General features: G+C 67.5%; 12 protein-coding genes and 1 pseudogene. All 13 read right to left on the bottom strand.

The genetic code is table 11. From position 1 onward, the window contains the following. Window positions 1–4 precede the first annotated feature (4 nt). The 13 genes and pseudogenes from ACKY0W_RS07210 to ACKY0W_RS07150 all read right to left on the bottom strand — a co-directional run bounded on the left by ACKY0W_RS07210 (window position 5) and on the right by ACKY0W_RS07150 (window position 13,521). Window positions 5–1,252, bottom strand: a complete 1,248-nt coding sequence (locus tag ACKY0W_RS07210; RefSeq protein ID WP_409436989.1) for a sulfotransferase family protein — start codon at window positions 1,250–1,252, stop codon at window positions 5–7. Continuing rightward, on the bottom strand, window positions 1,249–2,313 hold the full coding sequence (locus tag ACKY0W_RS07205; RefSeq protein WP_409436988.1) for a DUF1214 domain-containing protein: 1,065 nt from the start codon (window positions 2,311–2,313) through the stop codon (window positions 1,249–1,251). The genes ACKY0W_RS07210 and ACKY0W_RS07205 overlap by 4 nt, the downstream gene beginning before the upstream one ends. Beyond that, on the bottom strand, window positions 2,306–2,923 hold the full coding sequence (locus ACKY0W_RS07200) for a TetR/AcrR family transcriptional regulator (protein WP_409436987.1): 618 nt from the start codon (window positions 2,921–2,923) through the stop codon (window positions 2,306–2,308). Before ACKY0W_RS07200 ends, ACKY0W_RS07205 begins: the two co-directional genes overlap by 8 nt. Before the next feature lie 92 nt (window positions 2,924–3,015). Further along, window positions 3,016–3,837 (bottom strand): class I SAM-dependent methyltransferase, encoded by an 822-nt coding sequence (locus ACKY0W_RS07195; protein WP_409436986.1) that lies wholly within the window; start codon window positions 3,835–3,837, stop codon window positions 3,016–3,018. 69 nt (window positions 3,838–3,906) lie between these two features. Then, window positions 3,907–4,830, bottom strand: coding sequence for a ketopantoate reductase family protein (locus ACKY0W_RS07190; RefSeq protein ID WP_409436985.1), 924 nt, complete (start codon window positions 4,828–4,830; stop codon window positions 3,907–3,909). 4 nt (window positions 4,831–4,834) lie between these two features. Beyond that, complete coding sequence (locus tag ACKY0W_RS07185) at window positions 4,835–6,010, bottom strand: enolase C-terminal domain-like protein (RefSeq protein WP_409436984.1); 1,176 nt, start codon at window positions 6,008–6,010, stop codon at window positions 4,835–4,837. 23 nt (window positions 6,011–6,033) lie between these two features. After that, a complete protein-coding gene (locus ACKY0W_RS07180) occupies window positions 6,034–6,831 on the bottom strand; it encodes an HpcH/HpaI aldolase/citrate lyase family protein (RefSeq protein ID WP_409436983.1) in 798 nt (265 codons plus the stop codon). Then, window positions 6,828–7,414, bottom strand: a pseudogene (locus tag ACKY0W_RS07175) (MaoC family dehydratase). The gene ACKY0W_RS07180 and the pseudogene ACKY0W_RS07175 overlap by 4 nt, the downstream one beginning before the upstream one ends. After that, the gene (locus tag ACKY0W_RS07170; RefSeq protein WP_406758456.1) at window positions 7,414–8,574 is read right to left on the bottom strand and encodes an acyl-CoA dehydrogenase family protein; all 1,161 of its coding nucleotides are present in this window, start codon (window positions 8,572–8,574) and stop codon (window positions 7,414–7,416) included. Before ACKY0W_RS07170 ends, ACKY0W_RS07175 begins: the two are co-directional and overlap by 1 nt. Continuing rightward, a complete protein-coding gene (locus tag ACKY0W_RS07165; protein ID WP_409436982.1) occupies window positions 8,571–10,559 on the bottom strand; it encodes an acetyl/propionyl/methylcrotonyl-CoA carboxylase subunit alpha in 1,989 nt (662 codons plus the stop codon). The genes ACKY0W_RS07170 and ACKY0W_RS07165 overlap by 4 nt, the downstream gene beginning before the upstream one ends. A 6-nt stretch (window positions 10,560–10,565) precedes the next feature. Beyond that, window positions 10,566–12,137, bottom strand: a complete 1,572-nt coding sequence (locus ACKY0W_RS07160; protein WP_409436981.1) for a carboxyl transferase domain-containing protein — start codon at window positions 12,135–12,137, stop codon at window positions 10,566–10,568. Further along, window positions 12,134–12,775, bottom strand: coding sequence for a 3-oxoacid CoA-transferase subunit B (locus tag ACKY0W_RS07155; protein WP_409436980.1), 642 nt, complete (start codon window positions 12,773–12,775; stop codon window positions 12,134–12,136). The genes ACKY0W_RS07160 and ACKY0W_RS07155 overlap by 4 nt, the downstream gene beginning before the upstream one ends. Then, window positions 12,772–13,521, bottom strand: coding sequence for a CoA transferase subunit A (locus ACKY0W_RS07150; protein WP_409437678.1), 750 nt, complete (start codon window positions 13,519–13,521; stop codon window positions 12,772–12,774). Before ACKY0W_RS07150 ends, ACKY0W_RS07155 begins: the two co-directional genes overlap by 4 nt. Window positions 13,522–13,595: the final 74 nt, after the last annotated feature.

The raw sequence follows: 13,595 nt of genomic DNA, 5'->3' as shown, positions 1-13,595 counted from the left end.
CCCATTAGTCGTCGACGAATTGGTTTCGGTAGGCGCGCAGTCGGTTTGCCACCTCGTCTGCATCCAGCCCCAGATCCGCCGGCTGGTAGTCGACCGCGCCGTAGCGCCCGCGTGGGTGCTCGACGCAGAACTGCGTCATCGCGTCTTTGGCCCGGGTGTCCAGCGGCTGGCCCGCGAGCTCATAGATGGCGGCGACGGTTCCGTCCTCGTCGGCCATGAAGTCCTCGAACCGCACGTCGACGGACTGCGCCGCCGGCAGCACGTCGCGGTCGCGCAGGCATCCGGTGAGCAGGTCGTCTGCCCGGTCCAGCCAGTACTTCGAGATCTTGACAGGGTCCGGTTGGTCGCAGGCCATACGTGCCGCGTAGCTGATCATGGTGGCCATCGATCGCGTCACCTCAACCGGATCCCGATGGGTGACAACGAAGGTGGCGTCGGGGAAGGTCGCATACAGCGCGGGGAACTGCTCCAGATGCTGCGGCGATTTGAGCACCCAGCGGGTCCCACCGCGTAGCCATTGCAGCGCCTGCAGGGTGCGCTTCATGTATGCGTACGACGCGGTCTGATCGTGTGCCTTGTAGTGCTGCGCGAATGTCGGGAGGTAGTAACTACATTCGAAGAGCATTCCGGAGATGTCGTTGCCCAGCAGCTGGATCTCTTCGTGCGCGTGGTCGACGGTCATGTCATGCATGCGCTTGAACTCGGGCATCGAGGTGTTGATCAGATCCAGGCCGACGGCGCAGCGGTCACGCCTGGCCTGCGGATCGGGTTCGCCCGGTGTGGCAACCGGCTCCATGCTCTCCCAGTACGGCAGGTAGCGCAGTGCCGGGTCGGCGGCGATCAGGTTGTGTAGGTGGGTGGTGCCGGTGCGTGGCAGCCCGCAGATGATGATCGGGCGTTCGATCTCAACGCTCTCGACCTCGGGATTCGCCGCGATCAGATCTTCCAGTCGAAGCCGGTTGACCAGGTGGCCCACCAGTTGTTCGAACGCCATCGCTCGCCCGACGCCGGACAGGCCGGCCTCGGCGACCAGCGATTCGCACAGCACGTCGAGCCGTTCGCGGAACCCGTTGTCGCCCCAGCTGTCCAGGCCTGTTCGTTCGGTTGCGGCCTGCAGCAGAGCTTCCGGCGTGAGTTGCAGGACCGCGCCGTAGCCGGCCAGGCCTTCGCGCATCGGGGCCGCGGCCTCGGGAAAGACCGGGTTGGCGAGGTCTTCAAGCCGGATGGCGCCCGGACGAGTGGCGGCGCTCATGAGGCCAGCTCTGCGACGTCGACGACCCGGCAGCTCAGTGGGTCGGGGGTAGCCTCGGGTAGGAACCAGCGCAGCCAGATCAGGCCTTTGGACCGGCCCGCGGTGGACACCCAGTTCGGATGCCCGGGATCGGATTCGCTGATCACGATCTGCCAGGACCCGTTGGGGGCGTATGTGACGTGTGCGCCGTTGATGGTGACCCGCTCGCGGGTGTAGTCGTAGGTGTGCAGGAACGGATTCCACAGGCACAGATTCCAGAACACACACTCCGGCGATGTTCCTTCGATGACCAGCGCCTGTCCGGGTTCCAGTTCGTAGGCGCCCATCGAATAGGCGGCGTCACCGGCGGCCCAGCCCACGGTGCGGCTGGGAACCGGGTAGGGCTCCTGCAGCACATTGGCCGGCAGCCGCACGGGCGCCATGGCGGCCTGTTCACGAATCCAGGTGCGCGCCGCGCGCATCCGCCGGCTCAGGTCGGCCGGGGTGTCGGGGCGCCGCGGAGTGTCATCGAGCGCCTCGATCTTCCACTGCACGCGCCGATCGGTCCCGGGGTCGGTGAGGTAGTCGCGGGTCAGGATGAACACGGCGTCGGGCTCCAGTTTGAGCCAATTGCCCTGCTGCTCTTTCGCACTGATGACGAATTCGAAGTTACCGTCGGCGTCCGGGCCGAGGTCGCGATCGTTGATGGTGTCGATGATGCGGTCGCTGTAGCGGCCGTCGTCGGGCCCGCCGTAGACGGTCATGGACAGATAGACCGCGTCGCCGCGGTTACCGGTGACCCGGTAGCTGCGGCTCGGGTCGACCGGCGCCAGCTGATAGAAGGCATCCGAATTGTCGCCGCCCCATTTGAGATAGGGACCGATCACGTCGACCAGGATCGGCTTGTCCGCATCGCCCCAGATGTAGGCCTCGGAAGCGACGCGCAGCAGGCTCAACGCCCATCGGTAGCCGTCGAGGACATCGGGCTCCTCCAGCGGCGGATCGGCATTCAATAGGCGCTGCTCGACGGCACGGACCTCGTCGAGCAATTCGCCAAACGCGACCGACAACTCGTCACTCATCCCGGTTCTCCTTCTTTCTCATTCCCTGCAGCAGCAGGGTGCACAGCCTGTCGGCAGCGGCATCGACGGTTTCGGTGGCCAAGACTTGGGCGACGTAGAAGCTGGTACCCACCAATGCGTCATAGGCGATCTCGATATCGATGTCGGCATCGAGCACGCCTTGGTCAATGCCGGCGCTCACCAGAACCCCGAACGCGGTGCGGGTCGTCTCGTCAAGCAGCTGTTGAGTGCGGATGAACAGTTCCGGATCGCGGTGGCGATCGGCCAGGATGCCCAGTGCCGCGGCAGCCACGTCCGGTGCGCGCCAGAACTCGAACACGCCGGCAACGAATTGACGCAGGTCGGCTTCGAAATCGCCCGAGCTGGTCAGCACGTCACCGACCTCGGCGGCACCGAAGACCGCGTCGAACACCAGGTGGGTCTTCGATGGCCAACGCCGGTAGACGGTGGGTCGGCTGACGTCGGCCTCGCGGGCGATCGCCTCGATAGACACCTGGTCGTAGCCGTCGCGGGCCAGCAGCCGCCGGGTGGCCTCGATGATGGCCTGCTCGGTGCGCGGATCACGCGGGCGTCCGCGACCGGCCGGGGCCTGGTCCGGGCTCGCCGTCACTGTGGCATCCGTTGGGAACGACTCACGCCCTAAACAATTACATTACGTAACGTAATTCGTCAATGGGTTGTTGTCCGCCCCGCCTGCGCAGGTCAGAAGGCGTAGCGGTGGTACTGCGACATGTTCGCCACCGCCGGAATCAACGACATCGCCTTGCCCAGGGCCCGGTAGGCGCGCGGCAGTTGGGCGAAGGTCGCCGACTCGAACCAGCGCTCCCATTGCAGGAGCCGGGTGCCCGGCACCGCGGCAAGAATGTCGTCGGGCCCGTTGATCACCCAGTGCAGCGTCGCCCCGGATTTGCGCACCACCGCGTTGGACCATTGCGACTTGATGCCCAGCCAGTTGAAGGCGTCGAACTGCAACTCCCCACCAGGGGCGTGCTCGACGACCCGGCGCAGCAACGCTACGCCGTCCGATTCGGTGAGGTACATGGTCAGGCCTTCGCCCAGCATCAATGTCGGACGGCCGGTGGGGATTTCAGCGAACCACGCCGGGTCGGTGACCGACGCCGCCACCACATGGTTGTGATGTCGCTCGGGAAGCAGCTGCCGGCGCAGGGCGGCGACATCGGGATAGTCGATGTCATACCAGTCGACTCCGTCGCCGGGTTGCAACCGGAAGTAACGGGCGTCGAGCCCGCAGCCCAGGTGCAGCACTACGGCGTCGGGGTTGGCCGCCAGAAATCGGCGGGCCCAGCTGTCGAAGTGCGCCGCACGGGTGGTCACCGACGGTGATCGAGCCGCGGTGATGGTGGTCTTGCTCCAGTCGTAGTCGATACGTTCGACCACGTCCTTGGCGTAGTGATCTCCGAGAATCGGGGCCGGCAGATCGGCATCCAGCGCCTTGGCGTACAGCGTCGCGAGCATGGTCTGCGGGGACCCGCTCAGGTCCACCCGCGCCTTGTCATCGGTCATGCCAATCCACGCTAGCGCCGTCGGAGGAAACCGGGCAGAGCTGAACGCCGGTCGGCGTGGTGTTCAGCCCTAGGGCGTTAACCACTGACGTTCAACCGCTTTGACCAGCGCGGTCAGCGTGGTGTTCACCGGAACCTGCTCCCCCACCTGCGCGGCTGTGCGCACCACGGCGCCGTTGATGACGTCGATCTCGCTGACTCGGCGGGCCAAATGATCCAGCAGCGCAGACGGTTTGGCGTTCGGCATCTGTGCGCCGAAGGCCCGGACATGCGCGACCGGGTCTGCCACATCAATGCCGATTCCGGCGGCGCGGGCCACCGTCCAGGCCTCGGTTGCGGTGGTGCGGCTGACCGGGCCCATGTCTGCGTCGTCCATGACTTGGCCCACGGTCATACCGGTCAGCGCGCACGGCGCGCTGTAGGCGGCGTTGCAGATCAGCTTCTCCCACTGCATTGCGGCGATGTCGGCGACCGCGGCCGCGTCGAATCCCGCCTCCGACCACACCCGAGCGATCTGATCGACAGTCGAAAACGGCAGCGCCGCATAGGCGCCGAATCGGACGGCGCGCATCGCGTTGTGGTGCACATGCCCCGGGGCGGGACGAGAGGCCCCGAATCCGCTGGCGATGCCCACCGCCACCCGGGCTGCGCCGACGATATCGGCGACGATGTCGGCCGACCCGAGTCCGTTCTGGATGGTCAACACCGAGGTGTTCTCGCCGAGCAGCGGCAGTGCCTGATTGGCCCCGGTGGCGACGTCGGCGGCCTTGACCGCCAGCACCACCAGATCCATCGGCTCATCCGGCGCGGTGGTGGCCGCGCGCATGGGAACCACCTGGTCGGGCTGAGGCCCGCTGATCCGCAGGCCGCCCGCGGCGATGGCCTCGACGTGCTGGGGTGACCGGTCCACGGCCAGCACGTCATTGCCGGCCGCCGCCAGCTTGGCGGCGTAGATGGAACCCATGGCGCCGCAACCGATGACCGCGATCTTCATCTGCTCATCCCACCAGGTCGGCGATCACGGCGGCCAGGTCGGGCTTCTCCTCCAGCCCGAAGCCCGGGGCGTCGGTCGGCGCGATGGTGCCCTCGGCCAGCACACAACCCGGCGCGTAGCCGCCGAACGGTGCGAACACCCCGGGGTAGGACTCGCAGCCGCCCAGGCCCAGCGCGACCACGATGTGCAGATTGATCAGGTGGCCGCCGTGCGGGAAGGCGAAACGGCGATCGAAGCCGTGCGCCTCGAGGACCTCGATCATCCGGGCATATTCGGTCAGGCCGTAGCTGAGTCCGGCGTCCATCTGGAAGATGTCGATGCCCGGCCGCATCGCGGCGTAACGAACCAGGTTGGTCGCGTCACGCACCGAGAACAGGTTCTCGCCGGTCGCGATGGCACCGTCGTAGGCCGCGACGACCGCGGCATTCAACGCGAAGTCGAGGGGATCACCGGGCTCTTCGTACCAGCGCAGGCCATAGGGGCTAAGCGCCTTCGCCCACTGCACCGCGTCGGCCTCGTCGAATCGGCCGTTGGCGTCGACCGCGACCCGGGCGCCGCTGCCGACGATGTCGATCACGGCCTCGATGCGCGCCAGGTCCTCGCTCGTCGACGCGCCGCCGATCTTCATCTTGACCGCGTCGTAGCCCATGTCGAGATAGCCGCGGATCTCGCTGCGGAGCCGATCCAGGCCGGCGTCCGAGTCGTCACCCGGGTAGTAGTAGCCGCCGGCGGCATACACCGGGACGGCGGCGGGGACGGTGTCGCGGCCGAAATACCCGGCAATGGTGCGGTAGGCGGGCTCGTCGGCGAGTTTGGCATTGAGGTCCCAGCAGGCCAGCTCCACGGCGGCCGCCGCGCCGGCCCGGTCGCCGTGCCCACCGGGCTTCTCGTCGGCCAGCGCAGCGCCCAGCACCCTCACGGGATCGATCCGGCCGGCGTCGTCAAGCAGCGACTCGGGGTTCGCGCGCAGTACCCGCGGGATCATCCGGTCGGCCAGGATGCCGCTCTGGGCGAATCGGCCGATCGAGTTGAACGCGATCCCGGTCACCGGCTTCCCGTCGCGGATCTGATCGCTGACCACCGCGACCAGTGACACCGTGTGCCGGGAGAAATCCACCAAGGCGTTGGCGACCTCGCCGCGCAGTCGCACCGGTGTCTCGATGATCTGGGTGATGCGCATGCGGTGTCAGTCCTCCTGGTGCGTCAATCCGCTCGCCGCAGGATGGCTTCCGCGTGCCGCAGCACCGGGGAGTCGACCATCTGTCCTTCGAACGCGAACACCCCGCGCTCGGTCTGCGCCGCGGCGAGCACCCTGCGCGCCCAGTCAACCCGTTCCGGGGCGGGCCGATAGGCGTCGCGGACCACCGCGATCTGGCTCGGGTGGATGCACACCGTAGCAGCGAATCCGACCGCGGCGCCATCGAGTGCTTCGGCTTTGAGCCCGTCGAGGTCGCCGATGTTGAGGTAGACGGCGTCCAATGCGGCCCGGCCGAACGTCGATGCGGCCAACAGCACACTCGAGCGCACGTGGCGGGCCACATCGCGATACCGGCCGTCAGCGTGCCGGCTGGAGCCGCCGCCCATCGCCGCGACCAGATCTTCGGCGCCCCACATCATCGCGACGCATTGCTGTGCGGCGGCGATCTGCGCGCAGAACACCGCGCCGCGCGGCGTCTCGATCAGGGCCACCACCTGCCGCGGCGCCAGCGCGGCGACCTGTGCGGCGGATTCGGTCTTGGCCAGCATCACCGTGGTGTAGGCGGTGTCGGCCAGGGCCTCCAGGTCGCGGGCCTGGTCCTCGGTCCCGGCCGGGTTCACCCGCACCACGGTCCGCTCCGGGTCAAGGGGCGTGCTCCGCAGCGCTTCCCGGGCGGCGGGCCGATCCGCCGCAGCCACACCGTCTTCCAGGTCCAGGATCACCACGTCGGCGACCGCGGCCGCTTTGCCGTAGCGCTCCGGGCGATCCGCCGGGCAGAACAGCCAGGCCGGACCGGCGCTCACTGGTCCCCCGCGGGCTTCTTGCGCACCAGCGTGGTGCGTACCGCGCGGGCGACGATGTCGCCGTTCTGGTTACGCCCGACGTGCTCCAACGTCACGATGCCCTCACCGGGACGACTCTTGGACTCCCGCTTGTCGGTGCAGACCGTCTCGGCGTACAGGGTGTCGCCGTGAAACACCGGCTTGGGGAACGACACCTCCGAGAAGCCCAGGTTGGCCACGATGGTGCCCAGCGTCAGCTGCGCCACCGACAGGCCGACCAGCGTGGAGAGGGTGAACATCGAATTCACCAGGCGCTCACCGCGGAAGCCCGGTTGCTGGGCCGCCCACGCCGCATCCAGGTGCAGCGATTGGGTGTTCATAGTCAGCGTGGTGAACAGCACGTTGTCGGCTTCGGTGATGGTCCGCCCGGGCCGGTGGGCGTAGATGGTGCCGATCTCGTACTCCTCGAACCACAGCCCACGCTGCTCGACCGTCTTGCTCACGCCGCTTCCCCTCCGCTCTTTCTGGCGCCGAGTGTGAATCCTGCGACGCGACACGCCGACGCGGCGTCGCAGGATTCACACTCGGCGGAGGACGTCCCCATCACAGCCCCAACGATCGCGCGATGAGCATCAGCTGCACCTCGGTGGTGCCCTCGCCGATCTCGAGGATCTTGCTGTCGCGATAGTGCCGGGCCACCGGGTATTCGTTGATGAACCCGTAGCCGCCGTGGATCTGGGTGGCGTCCCGGGCGTTGTCCATCGCCGCTTCCGAGGAGATCATCTTGGCGATCGCCGCCTCCTTCTTGAACGGCTTGCCCGCCAACATCTTCGCGGCGGCGTCGTAGTAGGCGGTACGGGCGACGTGGGCGCGGGCCTCCATCCGGGCGATCTTGAAGCTGATCGCCTGGTAGGAGCCGATCGTCTGGCCGAACGCCTCACGCTCGCCGGCATATTTCACGCTTTCGTCCACGCAGCCCTGCGCGACCCCGGTAGCGACCGCGGCGATCGCGATACGGCCCTCATCGAGGATGGACAGGAAGTTGGCGTAGCCCCGGCCCTCGTCACCAAGCAGGTTGGCTTGGGGAACGCGGGCGTCGGCGAAGGTGAGCGGGTGGGTGTCCGAGGCGTTCCAGCCGACCTTGTTGTAGGCCGGTTCCACGGTGAATCCCGCTGTGCCGGACGGCACGATGATGGTGGAGATGTCCTTCTTGCCGTCGGGCCGGGTTCCGGTGACGGCAGTGACGGTCACCAGTGAGGTGATGTCGGTGCCGGAATTGGTGATGAACTGCTTGGTGCCGTTGATCACCCACTCGTCGCCGTCGCGGCGCGCGGTGGTCCTGGTGCCGCTGGCATCGGAGCCGGCGCCCGGTTCGGTCAGGCCGAACCCCGCCAGCGTGCGACCGCTCACCAGATCCGGCAGCCAGGTCTGCTTCTGTTCTTCGGAGCCGAACCGGTAGATCGGCATCGCCCCCAGGCCCACCCCGGCCTCCAGGGTCATCGCCACCGACTGGTCGACCTTGCCGAGTTCCTCCAGAGCGAGCGCCAGGGCGAAGTAGTCGCCGCCCATCCCGCCGTACTCCTCGGGGAACGGCAGGCCGAACAGCCCCATCTCCCCCATCTTGGCGATGACTTCGTAGGGGAAGCTGTGCTCTTCGTCGTGCTTGGCCGCCACCGGAGCGACGACGGTGCGGGCGAACTCGGCGACGGTGTCGCGCAGGTCCAGGTAGTGGCTCGGCAGGGTTCCTGCCTCGATGGTGGTCATGATTTCGCTTCCTCGGTCTCTTCCTCCGGGATCAGCCGCGCCAGCACCTGATCCACCTTCACTTGATCGCCCACCGCTACCAACACCTGCACCCGGCCGGAAATCGGGGCGGTCAGGGTGTGCTCCATCTTCATCGCCTCGACCACGACCACCGGATCACCTTCGCCGACAGTCGATTCCGAGGCGGCACTGACAGCGATCACGGTGCCCGGCATCGGGCTGGCGACCTCTGCACTGCGGGCTCCGCCGCCGCGGTGCACACGCACCACTTCAGCCTCTCGCAGCTGCCAGCTTCCGCGTTCGTCGCAGATCCACAGTTGACCGTCGTCCTCGGCGAACAGGTAGCGGCGTTGCCGCCCGGCCACCGTGGCGATCAGCTGGTCGCCTTCGACATGGGCGCTGGCGCTCTGGATCTCGCCGTCACCGATCTGCACCTGCGCGGCGTCGGGCAGACCCCACACCGACACCGTCTCGGTGCGCAGCGGGGTGTGCATCTCGGTACGCACGGGCGCCGCCGCGCCGATTCGCCATCCGCTCGGGGCCGCCCACAAATCCGTGCGGCCGAGCTGGGCCAGCGCCCACTGGCGATAGAGGCCACCGGCGGCCAACACATCGTCGGGGGCGGGCACCGGCGCGAAATCACCCGACCGCGCATCCAGCAGTTCGGTGTCCAGGTCCCCGGCGACCACCCGCTCATCGGCCAGCAGAAACCGCAGGAACTCGACGTTGGTCTGCACGCCGAACACCGCCGTGCCGGCCAGCGCCGCGTCGAGGCGCGCCAGTGCCTGCGCCCGGTCGGCCCCGTGCGCGATCACCTTGGACAGCATCGGGTCGTAGTCGCTGCCGACGACGGTGCCGTCCTGCAACGACGAGTCCACCCGGACCCCGGGACCGGTGGGTTCGTGCACCGCCAGCACCCGCCCGCCGGTAGGCAAGAAGCCGCGAGCCGGGTCCTCGGCATATACCCGGGCCTCCATCGCGTGCCCGGTCAAGGTGATGTCGTCCTGGGTGACGGACAGCTTCTCCCCGGCGGCCACCCGCAGCTGCCACTCGACCAGGTCCAGGCCGGTGATCGCTTCGGTGACGGGGTGTTCCACCTGCAACCGGGTGTTCATCTCCATGAAGAAGAACTCATCGGGGCGATCGGCGGAGACGATGAATTCCACCGTGCCGGCGCCGACGTAGTCCACGCTGCGGGCGGTGTTGCAGGCCGCCGTACCGATCCGATCGCGGGTGGCGGCGTCCAGCAACGGCGACGGAGCCTCCTCTATCACCTTTTGGTGGCGCCGCTGCAGGCTGCATTCGCGTTCGCCGAGATGCACCACATTGCCCTGGGTGTCGGCGAGCACCTGCACCTCGATGTGGCGCGGCCGCAGCACGAAGCGCTCCAAGAACAGCGTGTCATCACCGAACGCCGAGGCCGCCTCGCGTCGCGCGGTGGCCAGTGCCGCACGCAGCTGGGCGGGCTCTTGCACCAGGTGCATGCCTTTGCCGCCGCCGCCGGCCGATGGCTTGATCAGCACCGGGTAGCCGATCTCGCCGGCCGCGGCCACCAGGTCGTCATTGGAAAGACCGGGTTTGGCGATGCCCGGAACCACCGGCACCTCGAAGGCGGTGACGGTGTTCTTCGCCGAGATCTTGTCGCCCATCACCTCGATGGCCCGGGCGGGCGGCCCGATGAAGACCACGCCGGCCCGCTCGCAGGCGGCCGCGAATCCGGCGTTCTCGGAAAGGAATCCGTAGCCCGGATGAATGGCCTGGGCGCCGGTGGCCGCGGCGGCCTCGAGCACCTTGGGTATCGACAGGTAGCTCTCCAGCACCGGTGCGGGCCCCAGGCGCACCGCGGTGTCGGCTTCGCGCACATGGCGCGCCCCGGCGTCGGCGTCGCTGTAGACGGCTACTGATCGAATGCCCATCCGGCGCAGGGTGCGGATCACCCGTACCGCGATCTCACCGCGGTTGGCTATCAATACGGTTTCAAACATCTCCGCTCACATCCGGAATACGCCGTAGGAGACCGGGTCCAAAGGCGCGTTCGAGCAGACCGAAAGCGCCAGGCCCAGCACTGTTCTGGTGTCGGCCGGGTCGATGATCCCGTCGTCCCACAACCGCGCGGTCGAGTAGTACGGGTTGCCCTGCACCTCGTATTGCTCACGGATCGGAGCTTTGAAGGCCTCCTCGTCGGACGCCGACCAGGGCTTGCCGGCGGCATCGAGTTGATCGCCGCGCACGGTGGCCAGCACCGACGCCGCCTGCTCACCACCCATCACCGAGATCCGCGCGTTGGGCCACATCCACAGGAACCGCGGCGAATACGCCCGACCACACATGGAGTAGTTGCCCGCCCCGTAGGAGCCGCCGATCACGACCGTCAGCTTGGGCACCCGCGCGCAGGCCACCGCGGTGACCATCTTGGCTCCGTGCTTGGCGATACCACCGGCCTCGTAGTCGCGGCCGACCATGAACCCGGCGATGTTCTGCAGGAACACCAGTGGGATCGAGCGCTTATCGCACAGTTCGATGAAGTGCGCCCCCTTGAGCGCGGATTCACCGAACAGCACCCCGTTGTTGGCGATGATCCCGACCGGGTGGCCATGGATGCGCGCGAACGCGGTCACCAAGGTTTTGCCGTACTCGGCCTTGAACTCGCTGTACTCGCTGTTGTCGACCAGCCGGACGATCACCTGCCGCACGTCATAGGGCACCCGTGGATCCGGCGGAACTACGTCATAGAGCTCGGCCGGGTCATGCTGAGGCTCAGCGGAGTCGCTGATCTCCCACGGACTTTCGGGGCGCGGCCCGAAGGTCGCGGCGATCTGGCGCACGATGCGCAGCGCGTGCTCGTCGTCGTCCGCCAAATAGTCGGTGACCCCGGAGACCTTGGAGTGCAGGTCGCCGCCGCCGAGTTCTTCGGCGGTCACCACTTCGCCGGTAGCGGCCTTCACCAGCGGCGGTCCGCCCAGGAAGATGGTGCCCTGCTCGCGGACGATGACGGCCTCGTCGCTCATCGCCGGGACGTAGGCGCCGCCGGCGGTGCACGAGCCGAGTACGGCCGCGATCTGCGGAATACCCTGAGCGCTCATGGTCGCCTGGTTGTAGAAGATGCGCCCGAAGTGCTCACGGTCGGGGAAGACTTCGTCCTGGCGTGGCAGGAACGCTCCCCCGGAGTCCACCAGGTACAGACAGGGCAGCCGATTGCCCAGTGCCACCTCTTGGGCGCGCAGGTGCTTTTTGACCGTCACCGGGTAGTAGGTGCCGCCCTTGACGGTGGCGTCATTGGCGACGATCACACATTCGCGACCTGATACCCGACCGATCCCGGTGATGATCCCGGCCCCGGGGCACTCGTTGTCGTACATCCCGTCGGCGGCCAGCGGCGCCAATTCCAGGAAGGGGCTGCCGGGGTCCAGCAACCGGTCGACCCGGTCGCGCGGCAGCAGCTTGCCGCGCGCCACATGGCGCTGCCGGGACTGCTCGTTGCCGCCCAGGGCGGCCGTCGCCAGCTTGGTGTTGAGTTCCGCGACCAGACGACGGTGTTCGTCAGCGAATGCCGGTGCCGTCATGACAGTGCCGAAAGATCCAGCGGAGCGTCGGTTTTCGCGATAACCTCGTCGACGGCGACACCCGGGGCTGTCTCGATCAGCTTCAGACCTTGCTCGGTGACGTCGATGACGGCCAGGTCGGTGATAATCCGGTCGACGCAGCGGGCACCGGTGAGCGGCAACGTGCACTGCTCGACGATCTTGGCGCTGCCGTCTTTGGCGGCGTGTTCCATCATCACGATCACCCGGCGCGCTCCGTGCACCAGGTCCATCGCCCCGCCCATACCTTTGATCATCTTGCCGGGGATCATCCAGTTGGCCAGGTCGCCGGCGGCCGAAACCTGCATGGCGCCCAGGACGGCCACGTCCAGGTGGCCGCCGCGGATGACTCCGAACGACGCCGACGACGAGAAGAACGAGGCGCCGGGCAGGGTGGTCACTGTTTCTTTGCCGGCATTGATCAGGTCGGCGTCGAGGTCTTCGCGCAGCGGGTAGGGGCCGACCCCGAGGATTCCGTTCTCCGAGTGCAGCACCACGCTGACGCCGTCGGGGATGTGGTTGGGAATCAAGGTGGGCAATCCGATGCCCAGGTTGACGTACTGCCCATCGCGCAGCTCGGCGGCCACCCGTGCGGCCAGTTCATCTCTTGTCAGGGTCATGACGCGCGCACCGTCTCCCGCTCGATTCGCTTGATCGGATCAGGCACGTGCACCACGCGGTGCACGAAGACTCCCTGGGTATGTACCTCGGCGGGGCAGATCTCGCCGGGCTCGACCAGGTGCTCGACCTCGGCGATGGTGATCCGGCCTGCCGCAGCGCATTCCGGGTTGAAGTTGGCGGCGGCCTCGCGGTAGACGAGGTTGCCGTGCCGGTCGCCCTTCCAGGCGTGCACCAGTGCGAAGTCGGTGCGGATCGCTCGCTCCAAGACATAGGTTCGGCCGTCGAACTCCCGGGTCTCTTTCGGCGGCGAGGCCACCGCTACCCCGCCGGCCCCGTCGTAGCGCCACGGCAGGCCGCCGTCGGCAACCTGGGTGCCCACACCGGTGGGCGTGTAGAACGCCGGGATGCCGGCGCCGCCGGCACGCAGCCGCTCGGCCAGCGTCCCCTGCGGGGTCAGTTCCACCTCGAGCTCACCGGACAGGAACTGCCGGGCGAACTCCTTGTTCTCACCCACGTAGGAACTGACCGTGCGGCGGATGCGCTTGTGCTCCAAGAGCACTCCCAGCCCGACTCCGTCGACACCGCAGTTGTTGGACACCGTCTCCAGATCGGTGACCCCGAGCCACAGCAGGGCCTCGATCAACGCCTCCGGTATGCCGCAGAGTCCGAACCCGCCTACCGCCAGTGACGCGCCGTCGGTCACGTCGGCCACGGCCTCTGCCGCCGTCGCCACGACCTTATCTATCGCCACGCGCGCCTCCTCATTTCAGTTAATGTTCATTAACTGATGCCAGAGAATACCATTCTCGAGCAGCCTTG

It is taken from the genome of Mycobacterium sp. SMC-14 (assembly GCF_046250075.1).
In the GTDB taxonomy this organism is placed as follows: Bacteria; Actinomycetota; Actinomycetes; order Mycobacteriales; family Mycobacteriaceae; genus Mycobacterium.
This window is presented reverse-complemented; position numbering and strand designations above follow the sequence as displayed.

Bases quoted from the DNA above. Each gene is read 5' to 3' on its own strand.
- ACKY0W_RS07210 (WP_409436989.1), bottom strand. From the start codon at position 1,252: ATGAGCGCCGCCACTCGTCCGGGCGCCATCCGGCTTGAAGACCTCGCC.
- ACKY0W_RS07205 (WP_409436988.1), bottom strand. From the start codon at position 2,313: ATGAGTGACGAGTTGTCGGTCGCGTTTGGCGAATTGCTCGACGAGGTC.
- ACKY0W_RS07195 (WP_409436986.1), bottom strand. From the start codon at position 3,837: ATGACCGATGACAAGGCGCGGGTGGACCTGAGCGGGTCCCCGCAGACC.
- ACKY0W_RS07190 (WP_409436985.1), bottom strand. From the start codon at position 4,830: ATGAAGATCGCGGTCATCGGTTGCGGCGCCATGGGTTCCATCTACGCC.
- ACKY0W_RS07185 (WP_409436984.1), bottom strand. From the start codon at position 6,010: ATGCGCATCACCCAGATCATCGAGACACCGGTGCGACTGCGCGGCGAG.
- ACKY0W_RS07170 (WP_406758456.1), bottom strand. From the start codon at position 8,574: ATGACCACCATCGAGGCAGGAACCCTGCCGAGCCACTACCTGGACCTG.
- ACKY0W_RS07165 (WP_409436982.1), bottom strand. From the start codon at position 10,559: ATGTTTGAAACCGTATTGATAGCCAACCGCGGTGAGATCGCGGTACGG.
- ACKY0W_RS07160 (WP_409436981.1), bottom strand. From the start codon at position 12,137: ATGACGGCACCGGCATTCGCTGACGAACACCGTCGTCTGGTCGCGGAA.
- ACKY0W_RS07155 (WP_409436980.1), bottom strand. From the start codon at position 12,775: ATGACCCTGACAAGAGATGAACTGGCCGCACGGGTGGCCGCCGAGCTG.